General features: G+C 61.9%; 31 protein-coding genes. 15 read left to right on the top strand and 16 right to left on the bottom strand.

Features of this window, described 5'->3' with window-relative positions; translation table 11 throughout:
• Nucleotides 1-63: 63 nt before the first annotated feature.
• Nucleotides 64-675 carry a sulfotransferase family protein gene (locus AC1DZ8_RS24805; protein ID WP_477307644.1) on the top strand — a complete coding sequence of 204 codons (612 nt, stop codon included), beginning with the start codon at nt 64-66 and terminating at the stop codon, nt 673-675.
• A gap of 15 nt (nt 676-690) precedes the next feature.
• Here the strand turns inward: AC1DZ8_RS24805 and AC1DZ8_RS24800 are convergent, their stop codons facing one another.
• Genes AC1DZ8_RS24800 through AC1DZ8_RS24785 form a run of 4 tightly spaced genes read right to left on the bottom strand, consistent with a single transcriptional unit; the run spans nt 691 to nt 3,187 of the window.
• On the bottom strand, nt 691-1,431 hold the full coding sequence (locus tag AC1DZ8_RS24800; protein WP_477307646.1) for an SDR family oxidoreductase: 741 nt from the start codon (nt 1,429-1,431) through the stop codon (nt 691-693).
• A 27-nt stretch (nt 1,432-1,458) separates the two neighbouring features.
• Nucleotides 1,459-2,448 (bottom strand): aldo/keto reductase, encoded by a 990-nt coding sequence (locus AC1DZ8_RS24795; protein ID WP_477307648.1) that lies wholly within the window; start codon nt 2,446-2,448, stop codon nt 1,459-1,461.
• A gap of 2 nt (nt 2,449-2,450) precedes the next feature.
• On the bottom strand, nt 2,451-2,786 hold the full coding sequence (locus tag AC1DZ8_RS24790; protein ID WP_477307650.1) for a carboxymuconolactone decarboxylase family protein: 336 nt from the start codon (nt 2,784-2,786) through the stop codon (nt 2,451-2,453).
• A complete protein-coding gene (locus AC1DZ8_RS24785) occupies nt 2,783-3,187 on the bottom strand; it encodes a (R)-mandelonitrile lyase (RefSeq protein WP_477401775.1) in 405 nt (134 codons plus the stop codon). The genes AC1DZ8_RS24790 and AC1DZ8_RS24785 overlap by 4 nt, the downstream gene beginning before the upstream one ends.
• 140 nt (nt 3,188-3,327) lie before the next feature.
• Between AC1DZ8_RS24785 and AC1DZ8_RS24780 the strand changes: the two genes are divergently transcribed.
• Nucleotides 3,328-4,278: a LysR family transcriptional regulator gene (locus tag AC1DZ8_RS24780; RefSeq protein ID WP_477307654.1), complete on the top strand. Its 951-nt coding sequence runs from the start codon at nt 3,328-3,330 to the stop codon at nt 4,276-4,278.
• A gap of 168 nt (nt 4,279-4,446) precedes the next feature.
• Here the strand turns inward: AC1DZ8_RS24780 and AC1DZ8_RS24775 are convergent, their stop codons facing one another.
• The 3 genes from AC1DZ8_RS24775 to AC1DZ8_RS24765 all read right to left on the bottom strand — a co-directional run bounded on the left by AC1DZ8_RS24775 (nt 4,447) and on the right by AC1DZ8_RS24765 (nt 5,958).
• A complete protein-coding gene (locus AC1DZ8_RS24775; protein ID WP_477307656.1) occupies nt 4,447-5,178 on the bottom strand; it encodes a DUF2270 domain-containing protein in 732 nt (243 codons plus the stop codon).
• A gap of 154 nt (nt 5,179-5,332) precedes the next feature.
• Nucleotides 5,333-5,563 carry a hypothetical protein gene (locus tag AC1DZ8_RS24770; RefSeq protein ID WP_477307658.1) on the bottom strand — a complete coding sequence of 77 codons (231 nt, stop codon included), beginning with the start codon at nt 5,561-5,563 and terminating at the stop codon, nt 5,333-5,335.
• A 92-nt stretch (nt 5,564-5,655) separates the two neighbouring features.
• Nucleotides 5,656-5,958 (bottom strand): hypothetical protein, encoded by a 303-nt coding sequence (locus AC1DZ8_RS24765; protein ID WP_477307660.1) that lies wholly within the window; start codon nt 5,956-5,958, stop codon nt 5,656-5,658.
• Nucleotides 5,959-6,261: 303 nt separating this feature from the next.
• Here AC1DZ8_RS24765 and AC1DZ8_RS24760 point away from each other — a divergent pair, with 303 nt between their 5' ends.
• The 8 genes from AC1DZ8_RS24760 to AC1DZ8_RS24725 all read left to right on the top strand — a co-directional run bounded on the left by AC1DZ8_RS24760 (nt 6,262) and on the right by AC1DZ8_RS24725 (nt 15,698).
• Complete coding sequence (locus AC1DZ8_RS24760; protein WP_477307662.1) at nt 6,262-7,404, top strand: helix-turn-helix domain-containing protein; 1,143 nt, start codon at nt 6,262-6,264, stop codon at nt 7,402-7,404.
• 328 nt (nt 7,405-7,732) lie between these two features.
• Nucleotides 7,733-9,475: a putative bifunctional diguanylate cyclase/phosphodiesterase gene (locus tag AC1DZ8_RS24755; RefSeq protein WP_477307664.1), complete on the top strand. Its 1,743-nt coding sequence runs from the start codon at nt 7,733-7,735 to the stop codon at nt 9,473-9,475.
• Nucleotides 9,476-9,742: 267 nt separating this feature from the next.
• Nucleotides 9,743-10,264 carry a ubiquinone biosynthesis methyltransferase UbiE gene (locus AC1DZ8_RS24750; protein ID WP_477307666.1) on the top strand — a complete coding sequence of 174 codons (522 nt, stop codon included), beginning with the start codon at nt 9,743-9,745 and terminating at the stop codon, nt 10,262-10,264.
• Entirely contained in the window at nt 10,261-11,439 is a 1,179-nt protein-coding gene (locus AC1DZ8_RS24745; protein ID WP_477307668.1) for a methyltransferase domain-containing protein, read from the top strand. Before AC1DZ8_RS24750 ends, AC1DZ8_RS24745 begins: the two co-directional genes overlap by 4 nt.
• Nucleotides 11,436-13,802 (top strand): SpoIIE family protein phosphatase, encoded by a 2,367-nt coding sequence (locus tag AC1DZ8_RS24740; RefSeq protein WP_477307670.1) that lies wholly within the window; start codon nt 11,436-11,438, stop codon nt 13,800-13,802. The genes AC1DZ8_RS24745 and AC1DZ8_RS24740 overlap by 4 nt, the downstream gene beginning before the upstream one ends.
• A 2-nt stretch (nt 13,803-13,804) precedes the next feature.
• Nucleotides 13,805-14,365, top strand: a complete 561-nt coding sequence (locus AC1DZ8_RS24735; RefSeq protein WP_162712409.1) for a slr1658 superfamily regulator — start codon at nt 13,805-13,807, stop codon at nt 14,363-14,365.
• Nucleotides 14,366-14,383: 18 nt separating this feature from the next.
• Nucleotides 14,384-14,722: a slr1659 superfamily regulator gene (locus tag AC1DZ8_RS24730; RefSeq protein ID WP_477307673.1), complete on the top strand. Its 339-nt coding sequence runs from the start codon at nt 14,384-14,386 to the stop codon at nt 14,720-14,722.
• Between the two features lie 370 nt (nt 14,723-15,092).
• Entirely contained in the window at nt 15,093-15,698 is a 606-nt protein-coding gene (locus AC1DZ8_RS24725; protein WP_477401772.1) for an ATP-dependent DNA ligase, read from the top strand.
• 52 nt (nt 15,699-15,750) lie between these two features.
• On the opposite strand, the gene AC1DZ8_RS24720 is transcribed toward AC1DZ8_RS24725, so the two are convergent.
• A complete protein-coding gene (locus AC1DZ8_RS24720; protein ID WP_477307677.1) occupies nt 15,751-17,973 on the bottom strand; it encodes a sensor domain-containing diguanylate cyclase in 2,223 nt (740 codons plus the stop codon).
• 208 nt (nt 17,974-18,181) lie between these two features.
• Complete coding sequence (locus AC1DZ8_RS24715; protein WP_477307679.1) at nt 18,182-18,370, bottom strand: hypothetical protein; 189 nt, start codon at nt 18,368-18,370, stop codon at nt 18,182-18,184.
• A 114-nt stretch (nt 18,371-18,484) separates the two neighbouring features.
• Between AC1DZ8_RS24715 and AC1DZ8_RS24710 the strand changes: the two genes are divergently transcribed.
• Nucleotides 18,485-19,171 carry a hypothetical protein gene (locus AC1DZ8_RS24710; protein WP_477401770.1) on the top strand — a complete coding sequence of 229 codons (687 nt, stop codon included), beginning with the start codon at nt 18,485-18,487 and terminating at the stop codon, nt 19,169-19,171.
• Nucleotides 19,172-19,209: 38 nt separating this feature from the next.
• Here the strand turns inward: AC1DZ8_RS24710 and AC1DZ8_RS24705 are convergent, their stop codons facing one another.
• Nucleotides 19,210-19,935: an ankyrin repeat domain-containing protein gene (locus AC1DZ8_RS24705; RefSeq protein ID WP_477307683.1), complete on the bottom strand. Its 726-nt coding sequence runs from the start codon at nt 19,933-19,935 to the stop codon at nt 19,210-19,212.
• A 44-nt stretch (nt 19,936-19,979) separates the two neighbouring features.
• Nucleotides 19,980-21,188, bottom strand: coding sequence for an MFS transporter (locus AC1DZ8_RS24700; protein WP_477307685.1), 1,209 nt, complete (start codon nt 21,186-21,188; stop codon nt 19,980-19,982).
• Here AC1DZ8_RS24700 and AC1DZ8_RS24695 point away from each other — a divergent pair.
• Together AC1DZ8_RS24695 and AC1DZ8_RS24690 are read left to right on the top strand one after the other, a co-directional pair.
• Nucleotides 21,187-21,375, top strand: coding sequence for a hypothetical protein (locus tag AC1DZ8_RS24695; RefSeq protein WP_477307687.1), 189 nt, complete (start codon nt 21,187-21,189; stop codon nt 21,373-21,375). The genes AC1DZ8_RS24700 and AC1DZ8_RS24695 overlap by 2 nt on opposite strands.
• 174 nt (nt 21,376-21,549) lie before the next feature.
• On the top strand, nt 21,550-21,978 hold the full coding sequence (locus AC1DZ8_RS24690) for a VOC family protein (protein WP_477307828.1): 429 nt from the start codon (nt 21,550-21,552) through the stop codon (nt 21,976-21,978).
• Nucleotides 21,979-22,068: 90 nt separating this feature from the next.
• Here AC1DZ8_RS24690 and AC1DZ8_RS24685 read toward each other — a convergent pair whose 3' ends face one another.
• Genes AC1DZ8_RS24685 through AC1DZ8_RS24675 form a run of 3 tightly spaced genes read right to left on the bottom strand, consistent with a single transcriptional unit; the run spans nt 22,069 to nt 23,550 of the window.
• On the bottom strand, nt 22,069-22,653 hold the full coding sequence (locus tag AC1DZ8_RS24685) for a dihydrofolate reductase family protein (protein ID WP_477307689.1): 585 nt from the start codon (nt 22,651-22,653) through the stop codon (nt 22,069-22,071).
• A 24-nt stretch (nt 22,654-22,677) separates the two neighbouring features.
• Nucleotides 22,678-22,893 (bottom strand): hypothetical protein, encoded by a 216-nt coding sequence (locus tag AC1DZ8_RS24680; protein WP_477307691.1) that lies wholly within the window; start codon nt 22,891-22,893, stop codon nt 22,678-22,680.
• A gap of 48 nt (nt 22,894-22,941) precedes the next feature.
• Nucleotides 22,942-23,550 carry an NmrA family NAD(P)-binding protein gene (locus AC1DZ8_RS24675; protein ID WP_477307693.1) on the bottom strand — a complete coding sequence of 203 codons (609 nt, stop codon included), beginning with the start codon at nt 23,548-23,550 and terminating at the stop codon, nt 22,942-22,944.
• Between the two features lie 112 nt (nt 23,551-23,662).
• Here AC1DZ8_RS24675 and AC1DZ8_RS24670 point away from each other — a divergent pair, with 112 nt between their 5' ends.
• Nucleotides 23,663-24,079, top strand: a complete 417-nt coding sequence (locus tag AC1DZ8_RS24670; protein ID WP_477307695.1) for a winged helix-turn-helix transcriptional regulator — start codon at nt 23,663-23,665, stop codon at nt 24,077-24,079.
• A gap of 90 nt (nt 24,080-24,169) precedes the next feature.
• Here the strand turns inward: AC1DZ8_RS24670 and AC1DZ8_RS24665 are convergent, their stop codons facing one another.
• Both AC1DZ8_RS24665 and AC1DZ8_RS24660 read right to left on the bottom strand, forming a co-directional pair.
• Nucleotides 24,170-24,469, bottom strand: a complete 300-nt coding sequence (locus AC1DZ8_RS24665; RefSeq protein ID WP_477401768.1) for an FAD-dependent oxidoreductase — start codon at nt 24,467-24,469, stop codon at nt 24,170-24,172.
• Complete coding sequence (locus tag AC1DZ8_RS24660; protein WP_477307699.1) at nt 24,391-25,356, bottom strand: NAD(P)/FAD-dependent oxidoreductase; 966 nt, start codon at nt 25,354-25,356, stop codon at nt 24,391-24,393. Before AC1DZ8_RS24660 ends, AC1DZ8_RS24665 begins: the two co-directional genes overlap by 79 nt.
• Before the next feature lie 295 nt (nt 25,357-25,651).
• On the opposite strand from AC1DZ8_RS24660, the gene AC1DZ8_RS24655 reads away from it, so the two are divergent.
• Nucleotides 25,652-26,314, top strand: coding sequence for a GntR family transcriptional regulator (locus tag AC1DZ8_RS24655; protein WP_477307701.1), 663 nt, complete (start codon nt 25,652-25,654; stop codon nt 26,312-26,314).
• Nucleotides 26,315-26,348: the final 34 nt, after the last annotated feature.

The following is a 26,348-nucleotide window of genomic DNA, read 5'->3' as shown; positions in this document are numbered from 1 at the left end:
TCCTTGCGGTCTGCATTCTAGCCGGTCAGCCGATCTCGGCGGTTCGAACCAGGGAAATGAGGCATGTCGATCAAGGTGATCGGGACGGGCTTTGGCCGCACCGGCACGGATTCGATGCGTGAAGCGCTGGCCATACTCGGCCTTGGCCCCTGTCATCACATGTCCGAAGTCATCGCCAACGAGGAGCAGAAGCGGCTCTGGCGCGCACTGGCAAAGGGTGCTGCGCCTGATTGGAACGAGCTGTTTGCCGGCTATGTCTCCTGCATGGACTGGCCATCGGCGCATTATTGGCGCGAACTGATCGAGGTCTATCCCGATGCCTCGGTCATCCTCACCTGGCGCTCGCCGGAAAGCTGGTGGCAGAGCTTCGAGAAGACCATCCTGGCCAGCATCGACCAGCTTCAGGATCAGGAGGCGCTGGGCATTTCCCTGGTCGCCAAGCAGGTCTTCGGCGGCAAGGCACATGATCGCGCAACCGCGATCGCCCTCTATGAAGCCAACGTCGCCGCGGTCATGGCAACGGTGCCGCCGGAGCGGCTGCTGGTCCATAAACTGGGCGACGGCTGGGAAACCCTGTGCGCGCATCTGCGCGTTCCAGTGCCCGACCAGCCCTATCCCAACCGCAACGACACCAGGGAATTTCAGGCGCAATTCGGGCTGGACCGGCGGCGCTAAGCAAGGTCGGCGGCTCTAATATTCCTGCGCTGTCGGCCGGAACAGGATCTCGTTGATGTCGACCTCGTCGGGCTGGCTCATCGCGAATACCACCGTTCGGGCGAAGGAATCGGCCGGGATGGCCACCCGGTCGTAGAGCGCGCGCACGCCTTGGGCGACATCCGCCTCGGTGACGCTGTCGGGCAATTCCGTCGCCACCGCGCCTGGCGATATGATGGTGGTGCGGATGTTGTAGGGCTTGACCTCCTGGCGCAGCCCTTCCGAGATGACGCGCACCGCATGCTTGGTGGCGGCATAGACCGCGCCGCCCGGCCCGACCTTGTGGCCGGCGACCGACGAGACGTTGATGATGTGGCCGCTCTTTTGCGTCTTCATGTGCGGCAGGGCAGCGGCGATGCCATAGAGCACGCCCTTGATGTTGACGTCGATCATCCGGTCCCAGTCCTCGACCTTGCCGCGCTCCAGCGGCGAGTGAGGCATCAGCCCGGCATTGTTGATGATGACGTCGAGGCGGCCATGCGTCTTGACCGCATGGTCGACGAGACGACGGACCTGACCGACATCGGTGACGTCGGTCTGCAGGATGGCGTCCTTGCCGAGCGAAAGCTCACTTGCCAGCGCCTGCAGGCGGTCGAGCCGTCGTGCGCCCAGCACCAGTTTCGCGCCTTCTTTCGCCAGCAGCCGCGCGGCGGCTTCGCCGAGCCCGCTGCTGGCGCCGGTGATGACGACGACCTTGTTCTCGATACCTTGCGTCATGACTTACCCTTTTGATTTTCGTCGCGATCAGCGATCGATCCTTGCCGCCTGTTGCGGGGAGTATCGCTCTCCCTGCACGGCAATCGCCGAGACCGCGTTTTCGATGTTGGCAAGATCATTCGCTGTCAGCGCAACTGCCGACGATCCGATGTTCTCCTCGAGGCGGTTGAGCTTCGTCGTGCCGGGGATCGGCACGATCCAGGGCTTTTGCGCCAGCAGCCAGGCGAGCGCGACCTGCGCCGGGGTCACCTTCTTCTTGGCCGCGATGACGCCGATCGCATCGACCAGAGCCTGGTTCGCCAGCCTGGCCTCCGCCGAAAAACGGGGCACGGTGTTGCGGAAGTCGCTGCTGTCGAACGTCGTGTCGGCGCTGATGGCGCCGGTGAGAAAACCTTTGCCGAGCGGACTGAACGGCACGAAGCCGATCCCCAGTTCCTCGAGCACCGGCAGGATCGCCTCTTCGGGCTCGCGCCACCACAGCGAATACTCGCTCTGAAGGGCGGCGACCGGCTGCACCGCATGCGCGCGCCGGATGGTGCGCACGCCGGCCTCGGAGAGACCGAAATGCTTGACCTTGCCCTGTTGGATCAAGTCCTTGACCGTGCCCGCCACCTCTTCGATCGGCACGACCGGGTCGACGCGGTGCTGGTAGAGGAGGTCGATATGATCGGTGCGCAGTCGCTTGAGCGAGGTCTCGACGACCTCGCGAATATGCTCCGGCCGGCTGTCCATGCCGCTGTGTCCGGCAGTGCCGGCAATGTCGATGCCGAATTTGGTGGCGATCACCACCTGGTCGCGGATGGGCTGCAATGCCTCGCCGACGACCTCCTCATTCTTGAACGGCCCATAGACTTCGGCGGTGTCGAAGAAGGTGATGCCGCGCTCGAACGCCGCGCGGATCAGGCGGACCGCATCGGCCGTCTCCATCGGCGCCCCGTAGGACTGGCTCATTCCCATGCAGCCGAGCCCAATGGCCGAGACTTCGAGGCCGCTTGTTCCAAGTGTTCGCTTTTGCATTGTCATTGTCCTTGTTTCTCGGTGTCGGCCTGTTCGAAAACCTTCCGGGCGATGCCGATCGCCGTGGCTGCGGTCGGCCATCCGGCGTAGAAGGCGAGATGGGTGATGGTTTCGATCAACTCGTCGCGGGTGACGCCGTTGTCGAGCGCCCGCTTCATGTGCCCTGGCATTTCATTGATCCGGTAACCTGAAATCAGGCTGGCGACAGTGATGAGGCTGCGGTCGCGCGGCGACAGGCCGGGACGCTTCCAAACGTCGCCGAACAACACCTCGTCGGTGTATCTGCCGAGGGCAGGGGCGATGTCGGAGAACGGGTTCTTGGGAGATGCGCCGGTCACGATGGCTGGACCTCGTGTTGTTCGTCGCTGACCTTCTCCAGCCAGTCGACGACCTTGCCGTCCAGCGCTTCGGCGATGGCGATGTGGCTCATCGCCGTGGTTGGTGCCGCGCCATGCCAGTGCTTCTCGCCGGGCGCGAACCAGATGATGTCGCCGGGGCGGATCGGCTCGATCGGCCCGCCTTCGCGCTGGACCAGTCCGGCGCCCGACAGCACGACCAGCGTCTGGCCGAGCGGATGCGTGTGCCAGGCGGTGCGCGCGCCGGGCTCGAAGGTCACGGTGGCGCCGCCGACCCGGGCGGGCTCGCTGCCCGTAAACGGTGCATCGATGCGCACCGATCCGGTGAACCAGTCGGCGGGACCTTTGACTGAAGGCTGCGAGCCGCTTCGCTTGATGTCCATGGATCTGACCCTCGTGGGCGGTGTCACCAGCCTTCGCGCCGCCGATTTGGTTGCCTGATTTTGATGATGCCTATTTAGGGCCTGCGATTATCCGCGATTAGCTGCTATATCTGGCATGCACCTATGAGGAGTGCTCATCAATGCCGCGCGACAATCTGAATGAGCTCACCGCTTTCCTCGCCGTTGCCCGCGAGAAGAGCTTCACCAAGGCGGCGGCCAAGCTCGGCGTCTCGCAGTCGGCACTCAGCCACACAATGCGGGCGCTGGAGGAGCGGCTGGGCGTGCGGCTTCTCGCCCGCACCACGCGCAGTGTTTCGCCGACCGAGGCGGGCGAGCGCCTGCTGCGCACGGCCGGCCCGCGGCTCGACGAGATCGAGGCCGAGCTTGCAGCCTTGGGCGAGTTGCGCGACAAGCCCGCCGGCACCATCCGCATCACCGCCGGCGAACATTCGGCCGAAAGCATTCTGTGGCCGGCCTTGGCCAGGCTGCTCCCCGATTACCCCGATATCGCGGTCGAGATCATGGTCGACTACGGCCTGACCGATATCGTTGCCGGGCGCTACGATGCCGGCATTCGTCTTGGCGAGCAGGTCGCAAGGGACATGATTGCGGTGCGCATCGGCCCCGACATGCGCATGGCGGTGGTGGGTTCGCCTGCCTACCTTGCACGCCACAAGCGACCACAGACCCCGCAGGACCTGACGGCGCATGCCTGCATCAACCTGCGCCTGCCGACTTATGGAGGCATCTACGCCTGGGAGTTCGAGAAGGCCGGCCATGAGCTGAAGGTGCGGGTCGAAGGACAATTGGTGTTCAACAATTTCAGCTTGCGCATGAACGCCGTGCTTGCAGGCCTTGGGCTTGCCTATCTGCCGGAGGATCAGGTGCGAACGCAGCTCGACGACGGCCAACTGGTCAGGCTGCTTGCCGACTGGTGTCCGCCCTTTTCCGGGTACCATCTCTATTACCCAAGCCGAAGGCAGCCTTCAGCGGCCTTCGCCCTGCTGGTCGAGGCGTTGCGCTATCGCGGCGGACAGCTGCCGGCCGCGAAACATCACTCTATCCCGCGCTGGCGGCGATCAACTGGCTGAACGCCACCTGCTGCGCCCTGGTCATCGCACTCACTGCCTACAAGCGCCATCGCGCACGCCCTCGGGTTGAGGTGTCCGCAACCCGGCCGGAATCGACCGCAATGATGGTCGACAATATCTGCTGACTATCCGCGCAGCAGAACCGGATTGCGCTTTCGGGGACAATGTTCAGACGTGCACGGTGCCATGCGAAAGCTCGCCCTCGTCGCTTGAGATGAGGAAAGCGGCGGCAAGCATGCCGACATAGAGCAACCCGACCATGCACACCACATAGATGCCCGGAATAGCGCCGAGCTGCGCCACGCGCGCGGCATCGAGGAATGACGCACCAAAGCCGATCGGCGATCCTTCGCGTTGCAGGCTGGGCGTCGTGATCTTCAGCACCCAGGCCAGCGTCAGGATCGTGTACATAAAAATGTAGTTGCGGCGCAGCCGGCGTACCAAAGCCGCGCGCTGCGAAATCAAGAAGCGCGGCGAACGCAGGCCCTCGCCAACGATGGCCAGCCAGTTGGAGGCGTAGTCCGGCTGCGGCGAGAAGATCTGTGCGAAGTAATAGCGCTCGAACTGGCGCACCCTGGCCCGGTAGACGTCGAAGAAGCGGTAGCGCCGCGCCTCGATCCACAGAAGCAGCGTGATCAACAGCATGGCGAACAGCAGCACGCCGTGATGGGCGCTGGGTGTCGACAGCGAAACCGAGAGCATGGCGGCGACGACGGTGATCGCCCAGTTGCTGGTGCGGTCCAGACGGTCGCGCCAGCCGGCCATGCGGGCGATCTCGGCGCGATGGAAATGTGACATGGTGGTCGCGAGTTCCGATGAGGTGAGCTTCAGCGCGAACGCATCCGACACCCGCGGCGCTGCTGCCGCTTCGGCTGGCTTCACAGTCTGGACCTGGGACATTCCCCGCCATGCGCCTCCCTAACGCCATGGCCGGCCGAAACAAGCCGGCCTTCACCCCAATAGACATAACGCGCGGCGAGCCGAAACGTTCCAGCCTCTTTGGGGTTTATGCGCCCAACCAGGCCCGCCCGGCTACGCGATCGAATGCGGTGCGCTAATGCCCGCTTCCCGCGACCTTTTGCCGGCGAGACCTGACCGCTTCCAGCAGTTCGCGCTCGCCGGTGTGAGCATTTCGAAAAATGGCCACAACCATCACCGCCAGGATTTCGGCGTCCGGGTCCAAGGGGTTGAGATGTTCGTCCGCGCAGACCTGATCGAACACGTGTTCGCAAATAGCCAGATCGTGAGGGCTGAGGCAGGTACGGTTGAAGCGCCCACGCGGCATTTGGGCGAACCTTTCAGGGCCCGCTGCCGACGAGTCGCTGAGGCGATGGATTGCTCCAGCGATAATATCGTCGACAGTGTATTGCGGTGATCTTACTTGTTTCCTGACGATTGAACTGTCAGCAATCCCAAAATTTCTGCACACTCGCGAGCTTTATACTGACCAATGTTCATCAACTGGTAGTAATCCTGCCGCTTGTTTTCCGGGATATGAAAGCCGCGCCTAAAATCGGCCGCCTCTTTCGGAGTTCGAGTGCAGCCGATTTTGCTGGCTGTTACTTTCAAACTTGCCAGCGAGCATCCGATCCTGGCCGCAATATCCTTCAATGGCTCGTTGTTAACGTATCCGTCAAGAATTATCTTGCGACGGGCTTCGCTGTTGAGCTTTGCGTTCATTTACAGGGTCTCCCCAACTACGCTTCCACAATGCTCAATTCTATATGCAGCGGGCTGAAGAGTGTCGTTAGCGTTGCATCCAGAAACTTATCTCGGAATGCATTTCTTGCTGTTGCTCAGCGTGACCGCCGGCTCTGTCGACGCGAGTTCCGCTGTAGTTGGCAGGGTCACAGCTGTGGTCTTCGAACGGCTTGATCTGGCTGATCTGTCGATATCGGCCTCAAAGTCTTGCCAGATGCCCCAGATACACCACATGATTGCCAGGGGCATGGGACATACCCGAATCGGATATGGCGCCACGCGATGAACGCTAAAAAGCCAGACAAGGCACCTGCGAGGCAGCCGCCGGAGCGTGATCGACGTCGTTGGCCGCGCGAAGCTCAACCTCACAACGAGCAAGCTTCGTCACTCGCGCCGGCGCTCGAGCCTTTGTCCTTTTCAACGCTCGAACTGGCGCCAGAGGATCAATTCGCCGCCTGGCAAGCGCACATCGCTCCGCTTGTCGAGGTCAAGTTGCCGGATGACAAATCGCCGGACGATGGCTTTCCCGCCGACCATACGGCCTGGAACCTCAGTGGCATGCTGATCGTTCAGCAGCGCGCAGCGGCACACAGTTACATGCGTTCTGCCGCAAAACTTCGGTCCAGCTCGATCGATCACTGGTGCATCGTGTTGCCCCATACTGGCCGGTCATGGACGGAGGTCGATCGCCGCGTTGCAGAAGGCCAGCCGGACAAATTGGAGATCAGGTCGCTTGGCTACCCGTTTCGCGGGAGGGCAACGGACTCTGAAAGTCTCCTTCTCTATATGCCGCGTGATTTGTTCGCCGATGCTGCGGCAACCCTCGACGCGAAGAACAATTCAATTCTGTCCGGCAACTTTGCCAACCTCCTGGTCGGCTACATCAACAGCGTAGAGGCAAGACTGCGCAGCCTCACGGCCGACGATCTGCCTCGCATCGTACACGCAACGCGCAGCATGATCATTGCCTGCCTCGGGCCTGCGGGGGAACATGCTGCCGCTGCCGAACAACTGGCGAATGTTGCGCTCATGGAGCGGGCGCGCAGATACGTCCACAACAATCTGGATGCGGCTCATCTGACACCGGATTCAATGTGCCGGGCGCTCGGCGTCTCGCGCTCCCGTCTCTATCAGTTGTTCGAACCAAGCGGTGGTGTTCTCCACTACATCCAAAGCCGCCGGCTTCTGGCAGCGCATATTGCGCTCAGCGACCCGGTGGACAGCCGGCGCATTGTTGAAATTGCCGAGGCCTTCGGGTTCAGTTCAGCGGCCAATTTCAGCCGGGCATTCAGCAAGGAATTCGGTTATAGCCCCCGCGAAGGCCGCAGCACGGTGGTGTGGCCGCGCCCGGCCCACTCTGCTTCGCTTGCCGAACACCAGAAGGCCTCTTCCTTTGAAGGCTGGCTCAAAGCGCTCGGAAGCTGAAACAGGATCGGCGATCTTTGGACGAACCGGGCTCAAAAAAGTTTGCGGGGGCGGGGAAGGCCACATCGCCTCATGGACCACAATATTTCATGTCGCCGTCCACCGCGCCATCAATCATATGGCTAATTCCCGCCACTTGCCGATTTATTAACGAACTGTGACTGGTCATCATTATCGATAATTTTCCGCCAATCACTGCCGGGCATGCATTGCAACTACGCAGCACGCGGAACTTGTTAAGACTGCCAGTTGAAAGTTTGCCAAGCTTGGCAGTTATGCTATTTCTGGACTGGGGGAAGCGAATTTGCACCGCCTATGGAGGTGGCTCTTGCACCCAGAGGCATCAGGCGTCGGCACGGAGAGTGAGGGGCCCTCCTCAAGCGATGTTCCACGTGCCGACGAAGCGCTTCTCGCTGACCTTTTGGCAAACACGACCGAACTTTTGTCGTTCTATGACCGCGACTTCTGCCTGACGCACTACGCAACCAAGCTCAAAGGCGTGTACGGAGGCGCGGTAGCGCCGGGTGCCGCCGTTTGGGATATCTACCCGAGCTTCCTCGATGCGAGGTACCGCGACGAATTTCTTCGTGTGTTCCACGGCGGCACTCCGGCAAGCATCGACTTGCCGCGATCATCGGACGAGGCGCCCCGTTCCGTTTTCGTCTTCGCCGCCGCGAATGGTGTGGGAATCATCGAGACAAGGGGGCACGGCGAGCGGAGCGCGGCGGAGGAGCAGGAGCATGTAATTCTGCTCCATCAGGCGACGCACGACGTGCTGACCGGACTGCAGAATCGGCGGCGGTTCGGCGAGCGGCTACAGCAGGCGCTCGCCGCCATCGGCGGAGCAAAGCCGAAAGTCGCCCTGCTGCAAATCGACCTCGACGATTTCAAAGCGGTCAACGACACGCTCGGTCATGGAGCAGGCGACACGCTTCTTCAACTCGCAGCGGGTCGAATCCGCGACGCGCTGCAGGACGGCGAATCCGCGTACCGGTATGCCGGCGATGAGTTCGCCGTCATCCAATTGGGAAAGGATCAGCCTGCGGAAGCCGAGCGCCTCGCAGGATCGCTGGTCGACGCGTTCAAGGAGCCGTTCGTCATCAACGGCATTCCCGTCTTCGTCGGCTCGAGTATCGGAATTGCTTTCGGGCCGGAGCATGGTACCGATGGCGAGCAGTTGATGAAAGCCGCGGACATTGCTCTTTACGCAGCCAAGACGGATGGACGCGGTTGCGCTCGAACGTTCAACCGTTCGATGCTGCTCTTGCTCGAGCAACGCGAGAATCTGAGGCGCAACCTTCGAACCGCGCTGGAGCGGGGCGAGCTTTATTTGGAGTATCAGCCGCTCATTCGGTCTCCCGCATCGGTGATCGGTTTCGAAGCGCTACTACGGTGGCGGCACCCCGAGATCGGAATCATTCCACCCGGCGTGTTCATACCGATCGCCGAGGCGGACGGTCTGATGGACGAGATTGGACGATGGGTGCTTGAGGAGGCCTGTCGCCAGGCATTGACGTGGCCCTCCTCGCTGACGATCGCAGTGAACCTGTCGCCTGCTCAGTTCCTTAGCGGATCGCTGACTGACACCGTGGCTCAGGTCATCGACGCAGTTGGAATCCGGGCCGACCGACTTGAACTCGAGATAACCGAAACGGTTCTTCTCGAGAAGACGATCGACAATATCGACACGTTAAACACTCTGAACGTCTTGGGAATACGAATATCGCTCGACGATTTTGGAACATACTACTCATCGTTGAGCTACCTTAAGAACTTTCCCTTCGATACGTTGAAGATAGATCAGTACTTCATTGCGGACCTGGGGACAGATCTCAAAAGCCAGACCATCGTGCGATCGATCATAAATCTGGCGCACGGCCTGGGAATAAGCGTCACCGCCGAGGGGGTCGAGACGTCGGCACAGGCGCGGTGGCTGATCAAGGAGAACTGCGATTGCCTGCAGGGCAATTTCCTGGGACGCCCACTCGGAGCCGATGCAATTGGCAATTTCATCAGACGATCCCAGCTGAGGGTGGTGCGAGCGATGGAGGAATCAAATCGGGCGGTTTAGAGCGGTTTGATAGAACCACTGACCCTAAGTATTTGTTCTTACACAAATCCGGACGGAAAACCGCTACGCATGTTTCCTGGAATTGCTTTGCACCTTGCACCCTTTGTTAACGGTGAAGTGGAGATTTGTGGAAACGATCGAGGCAGATACCGCTCAATTCTTCGAGTCGGTGCAAGAGTGACCCATCACTGCGCGGGGTGAAATTTTTCGTCGCGGAGACCATCGCCTTACCAGGGCTCGATGCTGATGGAACAAGGGAGGATGCCTATGGGACCTGTTCATCATGAGCTGGCTGGCGAGCCGACTTTTGCGCCCATGATCCAGATCGACATGGAAATCAAAGCTTTCGTCTCCGCCTGGAGACACTGCGACTATGTCTCGACATACATGGCCCGGATGATCAGTCAAAACAGATCAGACTCGGTCCGGCATTCAAATCTCTTTTCCTCTGCCCTCAATGAATTGCTGGAAGTCGCCTTTCGTACGCGCCATGCCGGTGGGGAACTGGCATGCAGGGTGTCCCGCCACGGCGCGACGGACAGGATCGAGCTGACGTTCCCATGCGTGCCAGAGGAGCGCGAATTCTATGAAGAAGCCGTGTCACGCGTCGCAGGAACAGAGGCCAGGGAGCGATACCTCAATTCGGTGTCTGGGGATCTCGCGCCCAGCCGGGAGGTCGTGCTCCTGGAACTGGCTGTCGACTACAACGCGGCACTCAGGGTGGAGGAAGCCGATGGTGATGCAATCAAGCTTGTCGTGGATCTCCCGCTTGAGGGCCTGCAACATTGAGCCCTTACGACCTCCTCCCGCGCTTCAAGGCGCAATATGACGCCAACAACCAGGAGTTCTCCATATCCGGGGTGGTCCGGCCTCAGGCAATCGATGAGCTTGGGCCCAGCATAGCATTGCTCCGCGATGCGATCGGCCGTGTGCGCGGCGTTCTCTACGTCAATGTCAGACGCCTGACGCAGATGAACAACGCCGCGTTTCACGCCTTTTCGAGGATCCTCATCGACGCCTGCCGCGCTCGGCCCGATCTCAAATTCGTCGTCATCACGTCAAGCGTCGTCGGATGGACCTCGCGAAAATTCGGTCGCTTGAGCGGAATCGAGCCGAACATCACGGTCGAGGAGTATGACAGCGAATTCTATCCGGGACAGGGCTTCCTCGAGGAAGGCGGGTTCGTTCCGATCCTGCGTTCACAGACGAAGATGACCTGGCGCCACGAGCGCGCAATCTTGCCGCGACACGGCATGAGGCAGGGGATTGTCATGGCCGACATCTGTTGCGGGATCGGCGATTTCGCCGTGCTCGTGCAGAAGGAGTTCCAGCCATCGCGGATCGTCGCCCTCGACCACTCCATATCGAGCCTGAACTATGCTCGACAGGTGATGCGGGAGTTCGATATCCGGGGCATCGAATATACCTATGGCGATGCGTCGGAGATGCTGCTCGACGAAGCGCAGTTCGACCTGGTGACCTGCCGGCATTCCCTTCAGATATTCAATCGGCCTGAACTCATCCTCAAGGAGCTCTATCGCATATGCAAGCCGGGCGGGCGGGTCTACATCACCAACGAGAAGAATTCGCATTGCCTCGGCGAGCCGCGCGCCGAAAGCATCCGTTGGACCTATAACGAGGTGGCGAAGCTGTTCGGGCATTTCGAGATGGACGTCGAGCTTGGGCCCAAGAGCCGGCGATATCTGATGGAAGCAGGATTCGAAGACATCCGTGTGGAGACCTTCATGGTYACTAACCTGGACGGCGATCCGCAGGATTTCGCCGATGTCATCGCGACATGGGCGGATGTCTATGCGGGCGAGATGGCGACCAGGCGCGGCGATGGACCTGAGTTCGTCTCACAGTTCCGGCAGGGTTTCGAGGACCACATTTTCGCTGCGCTCCACCCCAAAGGTTATGCGGGTTGGCCGATCTGGGTCGCATCGGGGCGACGGCCGCAATGAAAGCCGACAATGAGCCTACACCGCGCTTCGGCCTGCGCTCCTTTCGAGCGAAATTCGTGTTGGTCGTTGGCGGCGCCGTCCTGTTCGACCTCCTGCTGAGCGGTGGCCTGGCCCTTTGGAACGTTCAGAAGCTGTCGCGGGACGCAACATCGGAAGTCGGTGAGGGCCTGACGACCGCAAACCAGGAATACATTCGTTCCTATGCCGAATCGACAGCGTTGAGCGTTGATCTGCTGCTCGATCGGGTTCACGGCGACGTCAAGGCGCTGGCTGGAGTACTGCAGGCCCAGATCAACGAACCGACGAGGCAGCAAGAGGTCGGAGCGACGCTTTCGCATGAAGCGCCCGGCTCCGTGAAGGTCGTCTACGACGCGCACGGCGATTGGGCGCAGAACCTGCCGGGCGCGCCTTCCGTGGTCAGTGTCTGGGGCTACCTGCTGGGCGCCGACCACGCTCCGCTGCCGGGAGTTCAGAAGGAAATAGAAGACAGTACCGTGATCGATCTCGTCGCGCCGACTCTCATGGCCAGCGGATCGTCCAAACTGCAAATGTACTATATTGGTCCAAAAGAACGGCCGATCTTCAGGACGGTGCCGTATACGAACCAGGCGCAGACCTTCGACAAGCTCTATCCGGGCCACAACAAGGCAGAGTTCTGGGAGTTCTTCTTTCCGGGAATCTATGGCTCATGGCAGCAATGGGCCAGGGATCCGGCCTCGCGTCCTGTCCCTGACGATATCACCCAGACAGCGCCTTACACCGATGCAATCACGGGAAAGCTGATCGTCAGCTTTTTCCACCCGCTGTGGACGCGCGATCGCACCGGTATCGCAGGTACGGCCGGGGCCGACATCACTCTCGATCAACTCGCGGAAGTCGTCGAACGGGTGAAGATCGCTGAAACCGGGTTCGGCTTCCTCACCATGTCGACTGGCAATGTGGTGGCGATCAATCCGTCGGGCCAGGCGATCATCGGCCTGACTTCATCAAGCGACGCGGGCACGCAGGGCGTCACCGGCCTGGAGCGGTCACTGCGGGGAAGTACGCAGCCGGCTATCGCGTCGCTGCCTCTCGGCCAGAACAATGACGGTGTCATTCAGCACATCATGCTCGACAACAAGGGCGAACGCGTACCCTACATTGTTGTCCTCAAGCGACTGAAGCCGACCAATCTGTGGAGTTCGGGACCGATCAAGTCCGAAACGATGTCGGTCGGGATCGTCGTTCCCGAACGGGAGATCTATGCGTCCCTGTTTGCCGCGCAGAAGAGCATTTCGCGCGCAACCAATCGTATCCTGCTCTTTCAGATCGGTGCGATCATCGTTTCGCTTCTGATTGTTTTCGCGGCCGTGCTCGGAATTTCGAAGCGGATCACCGCGGGCCTCAGGGCGCTTGCCAGTGCCGCCCAGCGGCTCCAGACCAAGGACTATTCAGTCCGCGTCAGCATTCCGACGCGCGACGAGGTTGGAGCCGCTGGCATCGCTTTCAACCGCATGGCCGAGCAGATCAGCTTCCACACGGAAAACCTCGAGCAACTCGTCGACGAACGAACCAGAGAGCTGGGCGACGCCAATCAGGAGATTTCCGCTCTCAACGAAAAGCTGCAGGACGAGAACGTCCGCCTCGGCGCCGAGCTCGCGGTTGCCAAGCAGATCCAGTTGATGGTCCTGCCGAAACCATTCGAACTAGAAGCGATTCCGGGGCTGGAGATCGCAGCCTACATGCGGCCGGCCGACGAGGTCGGCGGTGACTATTACGACGTCCTGCAGAACGGATCACGGATCAAGATCGGCATCGGCGACGTGACCGGTCATGGTCTCGAGAGCGGCGTGCTGATGCTGATGGTCCAATCCGTCGCACGCGCGCTGCAGGAGACCGACGAAGCGGATCCGCACCAGTTTCTGGACCGGCTGAACAGAGCGATCTACAAGAACATCGAGCGGACGAACACCGGCAAGCATCTCTCGCTGGCCTTTCTTGACTTCGAGGATGAGCGGGTAACGCTATCCGGCCAGCATGAGGACGTTCTCGTCGTGCGTGGGGACGGGGAGGTCGAACGCATCGATACGCTTGATCTGGGCATGCCGGTTGGTCTGGAGAATGACATCTCGAAGTTCATCGATACGCGTGACATCCTGTTCGAGCGTGGCGACGTGATCGTGCTGCACACCGACGGTGTGACCGAAGCGGAGGATCAGGACAAAAGGCTATTCGGGTTCGAGCGCCTCTGCCAGAGTGCAAAAAAACGTTACGGCGGGAGCGCCGAGGACATCAAGACCGGGATCATCGAGGATCTGATGGCCCATATCGGAGTCCAGAAGATCCATGACGACATCACCCTCGTGATCATAAGGCACACATAGCAATGACGACGCTGTTCGGTACCCCTGACATTGCAATCGGGATGAAGGAGAGCGTCAGTCGCGTTCGGCTGTTCGACGGACCGCTCGACTTGAGTTGGCGTCATTGTGCCACGACGTCGGACTTCATCGCCGATCTTTTCGCGTTGCGCTTCCGGTCGTCCCGCAATGACTACATCGAAGTGCGGCACAGCATCGGATATCTGGTCAACGAGCTCATCGAGAACGCCGTCAAGTTTCGCGCACCGGGCGAGATTGTGATCGAGGCGTCGATGGATTCGGAGTGCTTCAAGCTCAAGGTCTCGAATGACGTCGATGGTAAAAACGCCTCCGAGTTCAAGAACCTCTTGGCGGACATCACGGTTGGCGACCCCAGAGACCTGCTGATACAGCGAATTGAAGCGAATGCCGCGAGCCCCGACGTGTCACGCTCCGGACTCGGATTGCTGACGTTGATGAGCGACTATGGCGCACGCCTGGCCTGGATATTCAGCTCCGCCGACGAAAGCGATCGCATTTGCCTGGAAACCTACGCCTCCATTCCGATCTCGCAAACGCACAACTAGAAGAATCGAAGCCAGGTCATGGAAATCAAGACAGACGACTACCGAGTGTGGAACGAAGGAAGCGATATTTTCTTCGACGGCGCTATGCGGCTTGCCAGTTCCGAGGCCGGTGCGCCCATCACGGCTTTGGCGACCAGTGTTCTTGCCTCAAATCCCCCTTCCATTACACTCAATCTGAAGGACCTTCACTTTCTCAACTCTTCTGGCATCAACCTGCTGGCGAAATTTACCATCGAGGTACGCAAGCATCCCGATGTTCGACTCGTCGTGCGTGGAACGCCCGACATACCCTGGCAATCGAAATCACTGCCGAACCTGAAGAAGCTGCACCCCACCCTGGTGCTTTTGATGGACTAAGGCCTGTTGGCCTCAGGCCTGAAGACCAACAGGCCCAACTGGGTCGCCTAAATTGGCCAAGGGACTGCGTGAGCCAGCGGCAATCCCGGGTAGCATCGGCCAGTCGTTGCGAGAGCGCCGCACCGAGAGCGAGATATGTACGCCAGGATAAGTATCTGGATGCGAAGCTAACGACATTCCGGCCTCGTCCGTAGATGTTTCCGATAGTCCGGCGGGGGCTCGGCACAGGCGGCAGGCGTCCAGATAGCTGGTGTGTCGCTGCCTGTGCCGACAACGCCCCCCGCTACGCGGTCAAAGGTGTCCGTCATTGAGTAAGCGTAGCAAGGTCAGCGGCGGCCGGCTGGAGTTCATTCCGCCGCAGATCCCGACCATGGCCAAGCAACCGCCCGAAGATGAGGGATGGGTTCACGAGGTCAAGTTCGACGGCTACAGGACGCAGCTCATCATCGATCAAGGCGGCGTGCGTCTTTTCAATAAGAACGGCCATGACTGGACGGCAAAATACTGGCCCATCGCGCTGGCAGTCGAGTTGCCATGCAGGGCCGCCATTCTCGACGGCGAGGTCATTGTAGCCGGTGAGCAGGGCGCTCCCGATTACCCAGCGCTGGAAGCCGCGATCTGGAATGAGCCGAGCCGGCTGGTGTTCGTGGCGTTCGACATTCTCCATCTCGATGGTCGCGATCTTGCCTCCTTGCCCCTGCTGCAGCGCAAGCACGCGCTGTGGCAACTGGTTGAACCTGGCACCGGCAAGATCCGGTACAGCGAGCATTTCGACGGCGATGCGCTGGCGATCCTTCGCGCCATCGACAAGATGGGGCTTGAGGGCATCATCTCGAAGCGCGCCGACGGCCGCTACCGGAGCGGACCGTCGACCACATGGCTGAAGGCCGGATATTTCGAGGAAAGTGATTTCCGAATTGCCGGCCGTCATTCGCTAGCCTGGCACGGCTCCAATGACCCTGGTAGCCACGCATGACGGTGAGGACGCTAAATCGGCAGCGCTGATTGCAGCTCAGACGGCCAGTCAGTTAGCCCTTGTTGTCTACACTCGCGTTCCCGGCGGCCGATACCAGCTGGATCGCGGGCCGCTCGCTCGGCGCGCCGCTCTTGGCGACGACGACCCGGTCGCGTCCTTCGCCCTTGGCTTCGTAGAGCGCATGATCGGCGGCATTGGTGATTTCTGCCCAGCCCGCGCCATGCTCGGGGTAGGCGGCAACCCCGAACGAGACCGTCACCGTGCCCAGCGTGCGGCCGCGATGCGTCAGATGAAGCTGCCTGATTGCCTGGCGCAGCGCTTCGGCCCGCACAGCGCCTTCCTCGAGCGAGCATCCCGGCATGGCGATGGCGAATTCCTCCCCGCCGTAGCGCGAGACGACATCACTGTCTCTGGCGTGCTCGATCAATGTTGCGGCGACCTGCTTCAAGACGAGGTCGCCCGCTTCGTGCCCGAACGTGTCGTTGAACTGCTTGAAATGATCGACGTCGAGCATGAGGATCGTCAGCGGTTGGGCCGAGCGCTCCATCCGGCGCAGTTCGCGGCTGCTCGTTTCCTCGAGATAGCGCCGGTTGAACAGGCCGGTGTTCGGATCGCGGATCGATTGCTGCCGCAACGTCTCGCGCAGGCGGAGATTGGCCAGCGCCAACGCCAGCGTGTCGACGACGCCGCGCAGGATCTGCTGCCTTTCAGCCAGCCATTGCGGCTTCTCGACGGCGTTCGGCTCGCACAGATGCAGGATGCCGAGCGTCTCGCCCTGCGCCGCCAGCGGCATGCAGACATAGCCCTTCTTGCCGTTCTCGGTGATATGGGCGCAGCGCGGCGTCAGCAAGCCCGGGCCGGCGACATGCTCCTGGCCGCGCCGCAGCGCCCAGCAGTCTTCCGGCGCAAATTGCGTGGCGCTCGACCGGACGTCGCCCCAATGCGCCATCTCCTCGACCAGGTTGCGCGAGGCGCTGGTCAAATGCACGGTTCCGCTCAAACCGCCGAGGAACTCGGTCATGGCCGTGCCGACCACTGAAAAAGCTTCGGGGAAGGTCACGCAGGCCTGCAGCAGCTCGCCAAGCTTGACCAGGCGGGTGGTGGTTTCCGACTTCTCGTGCAGTTCGCGGTTAAGCACCGCCAGCTGATCCGCACGCTCGTTGACGACCCCTTCGGCGCGGCGCAGCTCGCTGATGTCGTTGAGGGTGAGGACCAGGCCGCCGTCGGATCGGCTGAGCGGACTGCAGCTGGCGATGACCGGCAGATGAGATCCATCGGATTTGGTCAGGCGCACCTCGCCCTGGTGCTGGCGGCCGGTGGCCAAGGCCATTTCGATCGGTGAAGCACCGGCTGCGAAGGCGCCACCTCTCGGGTCGCGCACCATCAGCACCGCATCCCATTGCTGCCCGACGATCTTGTCGGCGCGGCGCCCGATCATCGTTGCAGCCGCAGGATTGGCGCTGGCGATGCGGCCGTCGCTGTCCAGCACCGCGATGCCCTCGGCCGCGGTCTCGACGATATCCTCGATATGGGCCCGCGCCGATGCAAGCTGGTCCGCCATCGTGTTGAACCCGTCGGCCAGCTGGCCGAATTCATCCTTGCGGGCATGGCTAATGCGGGTCATGGCATTGCCCTTCGCCAGCGCTTCCATGCCGCCCATCATATCCTTGAGGCCGGAGCCGAAACGGCTGAGCAGCATCCATGCAAACCCCACCGCGACCAGCACGGCCGCCGCCGCGCTGAGGCCAACCAGCCAGAGCAGGCTGTTGGTGCGCGCTTCGGCGGCATGCAGGACGGGATCATATTCCAACAACACGGCGCCGACGATCGTATCCTCGGGATATTCGATCGGCACGGCGAGTATGGCGTTCACTTCCTCCGGGTCGACGAACTTGCGCGGGATGCCGTCCTCCAGCGTCTGGCCGATTTCGTTGCCGGGATCGTGTTCGAATTTCTCGCCAATCTTGTGCTCTTCGTCGGCGGCATGGGCAACGACGTTCTTGTTGCGGTCGAGGACCAGGAAATCCCGACGCATGCGGCGATGCTGATGCTCCATGAATTGCTTGAGCGCCTCTGGCCGCTCGAACAGCGAAGCGGTCCCGTCGGACGGCTTGAAGACGATGGTGTCGGCCAGTTCGCGCGCGACGTTGGTCGCTTCGGTAAGTCCAAGATATTTGGTCGCGGCGATCTGCGTAAAGATGGCAACGCCGCCAACCAGCCCGATCAAGGCCGCGGCGCTCACCATGCTGAGGATGATCTGGCTTCTAATGCGCATGACACGAATCCGCCGAGGATACCGGCATCCTATACGCTGGATCGAGCCTGTATTTCATTGTCTGTCTTTTATTACCAAATGCTTATCAACGTGCTAACGGCGAGCCCGAACCCTGTCTCGTCGACCGCGATCAAAGACGGGCGATTGCCGGCTCGTCAGCCGATGGCATGCCGAGGCCGCTCCCACCCGAAGCGGCCTCTTCGTGGGACTAGCGCAGCCTTGCCGACCGTGGAAAATCCACCACGTCCGCCGCCGGCCGTGTGTACTGGGCCGCAACGATCGCCTCGACCAACAGGTCGAGCGCCGCAAGGACCTCGCTGCTCGTTTCGTCGTCGCCGCGCAGATAGTGGCAGGCCCGCTCCAGATGCAGCCGGGCGGCGGCAAAGTCGCTTTTCATTAGCTTCTCCTTATTGCCCGCCGTGCGCCGACCATGTGCGAGTCGCTTTACCCGAAAGCAAAGATCCCCAGCCGCATTTGAATCGAATTGTCCTGACTTCGCCGGAGGTGCTGGATGGGAGAAACCCGTGCAACTTGGCTGCAGCCGTTGTTCCGGCAGGAAGAGATCGCAGCTTCCGACGCCTTGCTTCAAAATCTCTCCGGATTGGTTATCCTCGGCGTCGTAGAGGTTGTGATGAGCTTCAGCACAAAACCCCTTGTCGGGGCCACCTGGCCCCATTTCGCTGCACTGGTCGAACGCCACAACGGCGTCTGGGGCGGCTGCTGGTGCATGGCCTTCCACGCCCCGCCTGCCGGCGCGGCGGGAAACCGTGCGGCCAAGGAGGCGCTGGTGCGTGAGGGCCGCGCCCACGCCGCATTGGTCTTCGACGGCGCGGCCTGTGTGGGCTGGTGCCAATTCGGGCCGACCGTCGAACTGCCGCGCATAAAGCACCGGCGCGCCTATGAGGAAGGGCTGACGAGCCTGCCGGACTGGCGCATCACCTGCTTTTTCTCCGACAAGGCCTATCGCGGCAAAGGCGTGGCGGCGGCAGCACTTGCCGGCGCGCTTGCCGAGATCGCCCGGCTCGGCGGCGGCAGGGTAGAAAGCTATCCCGAAGACGCCGAGGGGCGCTCGGTTGCCGGCGCCTTCCTGCACAATGGCACGCTGGCAATGTTCGAGCAGCAGGGATTCACGCGCAGCCGCAAGATTGGCAAGCACCATTGGGTGGTCGAAAGGAATGTCAGGCCGGATGGTCTTTGACGGCCGATTTCCTACACCTCAAGCGCAGGGAACAGCGCTTACTTGCCTTCGAAGAAAGCGTGGATCGCGGCTTCCAGTTTTTCGATGAGCTCGGCATTGCGGGTGCTGCCGGCCCAGATCAAGGCGTTGAGCCGCATGTCCTTGTTGAGGAAGTTCACCTTCCTCGTTTCCAGCAGATATTGCACCACGTCATAGTGGCGCCCCTTGATCGCCTCGATGAGCGCGCTGTTGCGGCCGGTCTTGTCGGCCGCATTGACGTCGGCGCCGTGTTCGACGAGCAGCCTGACGATATCCAGATGCCCGGTCCTTGCCGCCTCGATCAGCGCCGTCCGGCCATAATAGTCGGCGCGCGCGTCGATATCGATGTCGGGATGCTTGACCAGCGCCGTTATGGCGGCGTGGTGTCCCTTGGCCGCGGCGAGGCTGAGCGGCGTGCTCTTCCATTTGTTCCTGGAGTTCACGTCGATCTGGGGATGCGATATCAGTTCTTCGAGCACCGGGCCGCGGGCGTTGTGGGCCGCCAGATGCAACGCCGACCAGCCGCCCTCATCCGTCTGGTTGATGTCAGCCCCGGCCGCCAGCTCGGCGCGGAGGGTGTCGATGTCGCCTTTCTCCGCCGCACCCAACAGGGTCGACCAGCCTCTCGCGTCCTCGGCTTCCAGGCCCACTGCAGCTGCCTCCGTGAACAGACTTGGCAAGGATCGCACGCCGGCCTGGCCGGCGTACGGCATCTTCGGCCGGAAGCCTTTCATAATCGCATGCATGGGGCAAACAGATTTCCGCGCTGCCAGCGCGGAAACCAGGGACCTCAAGCCGCTTGCAGCCGCTCCCGGCCGGGCTGCGGCGGGAAGGCGATGGCGATGCCGGCCGCGCCCAGGCCGACCAGCGCCGAACCGATGAACAGCCAGGAATAGCTGGCATAGGCGTCGAAGATCATGCCGCCGGCGAGCGGCCCGAACGACATGCCGAGGCTGGACAACAGGGTTGCGGCGCCAAGCACCGTGCCGATGATGCGCGGCCCGAAATAGTCGCGTGCCAGCACGGCATAGAGCGGCATGACGCCGCCATAGGTGGCGCCGAAGATGATGGCCAGGAGATAGAACTGCTCGAGATTGCCGACGGCGAGATAGGCGGCAATCACCACCGCCTGGATGGCGAGGCCCGTAATCAGCACCGGCTTGGCGCCCAGCCTGTCGCCAAGCACGCCGTAGAGCACGCGCCCGCCAAGGCCGGCAAGGCCCTCGACGCTGTAGATCGACACCGCGGCCATGGGTGCTACGCCGCACGACATGGCATAGCTCACCATGTGGAAGATCGGCCCGGAATGCGCTGCACAGCAGGCGAAGAAGGTCATGCCCAGCACCAGGAATTGCGGCGAGCGCAGCGCCTGGCCGACGCTAAAGCCGGGATCGGCGGCAGGCGCCGGTGCGCTGCCATCCGCTGCCGCGACCGCCATTGATGGCTGGCGCACCAGGAAGACGGCCGGCAAAAGCAGCACCCAGGCCATGATGCCGATGTCGAACATCGCCGTGCGCCAGTCATAGGCGGTGATCAGCCAGCGCGCGAAGGGCGAGATGGTCATCGGCGCTACGCCCATGCCGGCCGAGACCAGCGACACGGCAAGGCTGCGATGGGTGTCGAACCAGGCGGTGGTGAGCGCGATCATCGGCGCGAAGAAGGCGCTGGCCGCCAGTCCGACGATGACGCCGTAGCTCAGCTGGAAGACGATGAGCGAATTGGCGCGGCTCGCCACCACCAGCGACAGACCGAGCAGCACAGCACCCGCAAAGACGACGGGGCGGGCGCCGACGCGGTCATAAATGGCGCCCCAGGCGAAACCGCCGGCGCCCATCACCAGGAAATTCAGGGTCATGGCAGTGGAAATACCGGTCCGCGACCAGCTGGTGTCGAGCGCCATCGGCTCGAGAAAGATCGCCAGCGAAAACATCGCGCCGAGCGCGACACAGGTCATCAGCGCGCCAGCCGCGACGATGACCCAACGATAGGAATTACCCATGGTCTTCTCCCGAAATCGGTTCGATGCGGGCGCGACTACTTCCAGCTCCGTTGCGCCGCTTGCGTCCGAAGGACGTTGGCGGGATTTCGAATCCGACAATCCGGTTGCATTTTTTATCCAGATTTTTTTGGCGGCGCTGCGCACTATCTCCCCCCTTGTGGGGGAGAAAGCGATTTCAACATCTTAGCCGTAGGCTAAGTGTTAGAAATCGCAAGAGAGGGGGATTTTCACGCGCCATGCGCCAACAGGCAGGCGCTGCGGAACAGGCAACTCGAAGGCTTGAAGTTCAAGCGGCAAGTGCCGCTGCCAGCCGCATTGACCAACTCACCGCCTCTTCTAGATTGACTCCTTCAAACAGGAGATATCGCTCATGGAGCTGCATCGCGGCCGCCTAATCGACCACATCCAGCTGGTGGTCAGGGACCTCAAAGCAAGCCGGCGCTTCTATGAAGCCGTCCTCAAGGTGCTTGGTGTTCCGATCGGCGGCGAGGCCGAGGACTATTTCTGGGCCGACGAATTGTTCATCTCCAGCCTCGACAGCCGGGCGGCGAGGGGGCAACTGACCGGGCGCCATCATCTGGCCTTCCAGGCCAGGGATAACGCGATGGTCGATGCCTTCTACAAAGCAGGCCTCGATGCCGGCGGCGCCGACAATGGTAGGCCCGGCGAGCGGCCCTATCATCCCGGCTACTACGCCGCCTTCCTGCTCGACCCCGACGGCAACAACATCGAGGCGGTGTTTCACGGGCAAGCGAAGCGCAGTGCTGCTTCGGTCGAGATCAATTTCTAACTAATCCCAAGGAAACCGCAAAGCGGTTTTCGGTCCGCAAGAACAAGGAGTTGGAGCGGTTCACCGATTCAATCGTTGAACCGCTCCCGATCAAGCAGGGGCATAGCGGTTCACCACCATGCCGCAGGCATAGGCCTTCGAGTCGACGAGGCGCAATTGTCTGAAGCCGCCGAGGTCGAAAATCCGCTCGCCGTCGCCGAGTGCGGCCGGGTTGATGAACAGCTGGAACTCATCGATCAGCCTCGCGGCAATCAGCGCCGAGGCAAAGCCGGCGCCGCCGAACACCGCCATGTCGGCGCCGCCTTGTGCTTTCAGCGCCTCGACCTCGCGCGGCAGGTCGCCGCTGGCAAGCGTGGTGCGTTCCCAGCGCGATGCCGAGAGCTTGTCGCTCAGCACCACCTTGCGCGCTTCGACGATGCGCTGGGCAAAGGCATAGAACGGATCGCGCGGAAAATTTTTCGCCGCATTGCCCCAATGGGTGAGGTAGCCCTCTTCGGCCATCTTGCGGCTGAGCAGGATGGTGTCGATGCCGGCGAACACGGCGTTGAAATCTTGCTTCAACTCGTCGTCCCACGGGCAGTTGTCGCCCCATTCCCAGAGCTGCCAGTGCTCGTCGCCGGCCGCACCGACAAAACCGTCGACCGACATCTGTATCTGCAGGATCAGCTTTCTCATCGTCTCTCTCCTCATTCGATCTGTCTATGCGGCCAGGTCATGCGTCTGGGCAAATTCCTGCGCCCAGCGATCGAAGGTTGTCGGCGTGGTGTTGCGTGGCGATGGCTGTTCCAGCGCCCAGCGTTCGCCCTTGTTGAAGCTCGTCGCCGTCTCGATCAGCGCATCGGCAAAACTGGCCGACATGCCGTTGCCTGTCATGCCGGCCTTGGCGTCGGCATAGGGCACGACCTGGTAGGACACCTCGCGGCCGAGTGCCTTGCCGAGGATCGCGGTGGCCTCAGCCAGTGTTTAGTGGCTGCCGCCGCGCAATTCGATGACGCGGTCGCTTGGAAATTCCTCGGCAGCGAGCAGGGCGGCGGCGCGCTGGCCAATGTCCTTTGCCGCGATCAATGGCATCGGCAGGTCGCCGCGGAACGGGGCGGCGAAGACGCCCGACGCCGACTGTTCGACAAAACCCATGCCCTTGACGAAATTCTCCATGAAGAACGAGGCGCGCAGATGCACCAGTTCGTCGAGGCCGAGCGCATTGAGGCGGTCCTCCATCAGGGCGGCACCCAGCGAAGTCCCCATCTTGAGATGGGCGTTGAGACCGCTCAGAAGCACCACCCGGCGCACACCGGACCCCGCGATTGCTGTCGCCAGCCGGCCGCCGACTTCGCCCTCGAAGCGGTGGAGATCCGGCGTCTGGACGTCGAACGGGATCATGACATAGGCGCTGTCGGCGCCGGAGAAGGCGGCTGCAAGCGCGCCTGCGTCGTCCAGCGCAACGCCGAGGCTGCGCGCCACGCGGCGCACGGTGTGGCCCTGCCGCGCCAACTTCGCGGCGGCCTCGGCGCCGACGTCGCTGGGGGCGCCGACAATAACGATGGTTCTGGCAGTGCGGTCGGAACGGTGCATGGCATGTCTCTCTTTTGAAATGTCGGCTGGTCAATTGCTTTACTTTTGGAACCATTGACATGGTGAAAAAATGATGTCAATAGTAAAGTGCTTTAAAAATGGAACCATAGAAATGTCGACCAGGGAAAGATCCGGTTGCCCCATCAGCCTTTCGCTCGAACTGCTCGGCGACCGCTGGACGCTGTTGATCATCCGCGACATGATTTTCGCCGGAAAAAAGCACTTCCGGGAGTTTTTGCAGTCCCACGAGGGCATCTCGTCGCGCACGCTGGCCGAGCGGCTGCAGACCTTGCAGGACGAGGGCATTGTCACCAAAAGCGACGATCCCACGCACAAGCTCAAGGCGATCTACCGGTTGACCGAGGCCGGCATCGATCTGTTGCCGGTGCTGGCGACACTCGGCGCCTGGGGTAGCAAATACCGCAAGGCCGACAATGAGATGGCGCGAATTGCGGTCGAGTTGGCAGCCAGCGGCGAGGCGGCACTGGAGCAGATGAAGAAGAAGCTGCACGCCGAGCATATCGGCTAGGGCGCAACGCCAGCGTCCTCTTCACTATGGCCTCGCTACATCGATAAACATCCTCGCGGTGACGCTATCATCGATGCATCACCAGCCTTATCATCCATCCCATCCCGCAAATCGCTGTGGCCTCAGCCATGTCTGCTTCGGATTGCCATCGCCCGAGAGCACGGCCTCTGCCAGCCAGCGCGCGGTGGCGGGGGCGGCATGCATGCCGATCGAGCCCATGCCGCCATGCACATACAGTCCCTCGATCGCAGTCCGGCCGGCGACCGGCAGCCCGTCCGACAGCATCGGGCGGTTGCCGGGATAGACATTCGTCACCCGGGGCGAGCCGAGGCCGGGCAGCATGCGCAGCGTGCGCGCCGCGATGCGGGCGGCCATATCGGTGTTGCGCACCAGATCGCGAAAGGCCGGCTGCACTGACGCGCCGAGCCTGGCGTCGCCACCGCGCATCTATTGAGGCAGATCGCTTCCACTGCCGGCTGGTCGTCGCGCTGCCGCCCGAGTTCCTCCTGGTCCGGCCACGTCAGCTCCTCGACGATCCACGGCAGCTCGAAATCGAGCTTGCCGAGCTGGATCAGCCAGCCGCGGCCGGCGGTGAAAGGCAGCCCGGGCAACGGCCCGTCGCCGACCGTGCGCCGCAAAAGATCGGACATCCACAGGCCATTGGCGATGAAGACGAGATCGGCCGGGATGATGCCCTGGTCGGTCAGCACGCCCTCGATCTTGCCGTTGCGGGAAAAAATCTGGGCGACGCGCAGGCCGGTGCGGATCTTGGCGCCCGCCTCGCGCGCGGCGTGCGCGAAGGCATGGGTCGCGCCCATCGGCTCCAGCGTCCAGGCACGGCCGACATGGTAGCCGCCGGCCACCTGGAAGCCGATGCGCTTGTGATCGCGTGCAAGCTCCGCCCCGCTGATCCTGTCCATCGTGACCCCGGCGACGCGGTAGCGCTCGGCGATACCGGCCGCCGCCTCAAAACTTTGCTCGTCTTCCGAGATCAAGAGATGGCCGATCCTGGCGAATTCGAACGGCACCGGGCCGGCGGCAAGCTCCTCATAGATCTCGGCGCAGGCGTCGAGCATCTCGACCACCTCCGGCTGCGGACCGCTGAGCAAGGTGCCGGTGTTGCGCCCCGAGGATTCGGCCGCGATCAGGGTCTGCTCCAGGATGACGGTTCTGACGCCTTTGGAGGCCAGTTCCCAGGCTAGCGTGCAGCCGGCAATGCCGCCGCCGATGACGATGGCATCGACCGGGGTGCCTTTGGCGGAAGCGGTTTGCGGCACGATCTCCTCCCTATATATGTCTCGTATACGAGTATACGAGATATATATATTCGCGCAAGCTTATATTTGCTAATGTAAGATGGTCGCCGTTGCCGTTTACCACTCCCGTGAAGAACTGGGGAGCGAGCGCCGGGGCAGGAGCTTTGGCCTTCTCTGCGTCACAATCCGGGAGTGTACGCGTACGGATGAACAGCCAATGGCCTGGCTTTCGAACGTCCGGCGCCGGCAGGCGGATGAAGAGCAGCGCCCATGACGTTGGCGGCATGAGCCGCTGAAGCTGGCAGGAGGGGATCGTATGGGTGGATTTGCCGAAATGCAGCGGCCGCAGACGGTGGCCGAACAGGTCGCCAATGTGCTGCGCGAGGCGATCGCCGACGGCAGCCTGGCGGACGGCACGGTGCTGCGCCAGGACGATCTTGCACTGCGCTTCGGCTTCAGCCGCATGCCGATCCGCGACGCGTTGCGCCAACTCGAGGCCGAAGGCATCGTCCAGATCCACCCGACCAAGGGCGCGCATGTCGCCCGCATGGACGCCACCGAGATCAGGGAGATCTTTGCGTTGCGCGACCTGCTTGAAAGCCAGGCGCTCAACCTGTCTGTCCCAACGCTTGGCAGTGAAAAGCTCGAGGAGGCCGCGCAGGTGCTCGCCCGCATCGACGCCGAGCCCGATGTCGCCCGATGGGGCGTGTTGAACCGGACCTTCCATCTGGCGCTCTACAGCGCCTGCGGCAACGCCCGGCTACTCGCCCTGATCGAAGCGCACCACAATGCCGCCGACCGTTATGTCCGCATGCTCCTGTCCAGCCTCGACTATCGCGGCGTCTCGCAGGCCGAACACCGCGAACTGCTCGCCGCCTGCCGCAAGCGCGACCCTGCGGAAGCCGTGCGCGTGCTGAAGAAACATCTCTGCGATGGCATGGAGACGCTGGCCAAGGCGGGGATATTGCGGAACGGGTGACTTGTCCCGCCCGCGCCTGTGCGCATAGCCTCGG

The organism is Mesorhizobium sp. P2_F7 (assembly GCF_056403695.1).
The sequence above is the reverse complement of the archived record's forward strand: the minus strand, read 5'-3'. Positions and strand labels throughout refer to the sequence as shown.

Excerpts from the sequence above, each read along its gene's own strand:
- AC1DZ8_RS24700 (WP_477307685.1), bottom strand. The coding sequence starts at position 21,188 with ATGGGTAATTCCTATCGTTGGGTCATCGTCGCGGCTGGCGCGCTGATG.
- AC1DZ8_RS24730 (WP_477307673.1), top strand. The coding sequence starts at position 14,384 with ATGGAAATCAAGACAGACGACTACCGAGTGTGGAACGAAGGAAGCGAT.
- AC1DZ8_RS24750 (WP_477307666.1), top strand. The coding sequence starts at position 9,743 with ATGGGACCTGTTCATCATGAGCTGGCTGGCGAGCCGACTTTTGCGCCC.
- AC1DZ8_RS24720 (WP_477307677.1), bottom strand. The coding sequence starts at position 17,973 with ATGCGCATTAGAAGCCAGATCATCCTCAGCATGGTGAGCGCCGCGGCC.
- AC1DZ8_RS24715 (WP_477307679.1), bottom strand. The coding sequence starts at position 18,370 with ATGAAAAGCGACTTTGCCGCCGCCCGGCTGCATCTGGAGCGGGCCTGC.
- AC1DZ8_RS24800 (WP_477307646.1), bottom strand. The coding sequence starts at position 1,431 with ATGACGCAAGGTATCGAGAACAAGGTCGTCGTCATCACCGGCGCCAGC.
- AC1DZ8_RS24740 (WP_477307670.1), top strand. The coding sequence starts at position 11,436 with ATGAAAGCCGACAATGAGCCTACACCGCGCTTCGGCCTGCGCTCCTTT.
- AC1DZ8_RS24670 (WP_477307695.1), top strand. The coding sequence starts at position 23,663 with ATGTCGACCAGGGAAAGATCCGGTTGCCCCATCAGCCTTTCGCTCGAA.
- AC1DZ8_RS24725 (WP_477401772.1), top strand. The coding sequence starts at position 15,093 with ATGGCCAAGCAACCGCCCGAAGATGAGGGATGGGTTCACGAGGTCAAG.
- AC1DZ8_RS24705 (WP_477307683.1), bottom strand. The coding sequence starts at position 19,935 with ATGCATGCGATTATGAAAGGCTTCCGGCCGAAGATGCCGTACGCCGGC.
- AC1DZ8_RS24710 (WP_477401770.1), top strand. The coding sequence starts at position 18,485 with ATGGGAGAAACCCGTGCAACTTGGCTGCAGCCGTTGTTCCGGCAGGAA.
- AC1DZ8_RS24655 (WP_477307701.1), top strand. The coding sequence starts at position 25,652 with ATGGGTGGATTTGCCGAAATGCAGCGGCCGCAGACGGTGGCCGAACAG.
- AC1DZ8_RS24685 (WP_477307689.1), bottom strand. The coding sequence starts at position 22,653 with ATGAGAAAGCTGATCCTGCAGATACAGATGTCGGTCGACGGTTTTGTC.
- AC1DZ8_RS24770 (WP_477307658.1), bottom strand. The coding sequence starts at position 5,563 with ATGCCGCGTGGGCGCTTCAACCGTACCTGCCTCAGCCCTCACGATCTG.
- AC1DZ8_RS24765 (WP_477307660.1), bottom strand. The coding sequence starts at position 5,958 with ATGAACGCAAAGCTCAACAGCGAAGCCCGTCGCAAGATAATTCTTGAC.
- AC1DZ8_RS24785 (WP_477401775.1), bottom strand. The coding sequence starts at position 3,187 with ATGGACATCAAGCGAAGCGGCTCGCAGCCTTCAGTCAAAGGTCCCGCC.
- AC1DZ8_RS24780 (WP_477307654.1), top strand. The coding sequence starts at position 3,328 with ATGCCGCGCGACAATCTGAATGAGCTCACCGCTTTCCTCGCCGTTGCC.
- AC1DZ8_RS24760 (WP_477307662.1), top strand. The coding sequence starts at position 6,262 with ATGAACGCTAAAAAGCCAGACAAGGCACCTGCGAGGCAGCCGCCGGAG.
- AC1DZ8_RS24695 (WP_477307687.1), top strand. The coding sequence starts at position 21,187 with ATGGTCTTCTCCCGAAATCGGTTCGATGCGGGCGCGACTACTTCCAGC.
- AC1DZ8_RS24675 (WP_477307693.1), bottom strand. The coding sequence starts at position 23,550 with ATGCACCGTTCCGACCGCACTGCCAGAACCATCGTTATTGTCGGCGCC.
- AC1DZ8_RS24735 (WP_162712409.1), top strand. The coding sequence starts at position 13,805 with ATGACGACGCTGTTCGGTACCCCTGACATTGCAATCGGGATGAAGGAG.
- AC1DZ8_RS24795 (WP_477307648.1), bottom strand. The coding sequence starts at position 2,448 with ATGCAAAAGCGAACACTTGGAACAAGCGGCCTCGAAGTCTCGGCCATT.
- AC1DZ8_RS24775 (WP_477307656.1), bottom strand. The coding sequence starts at position 5,178 with ATGTCCCAGGTCCAGACTGTGAAGCCAGCCGAAGCGGCAGCAGCGCCG.
- AC1DZ8_RS24805 (WP_477307644.1), top strand. The coding sequence starts at position 64 with ATGTCGATCAAGGTGATCGGGACGGGCTTTGGCCGCACCGGCACGGAT.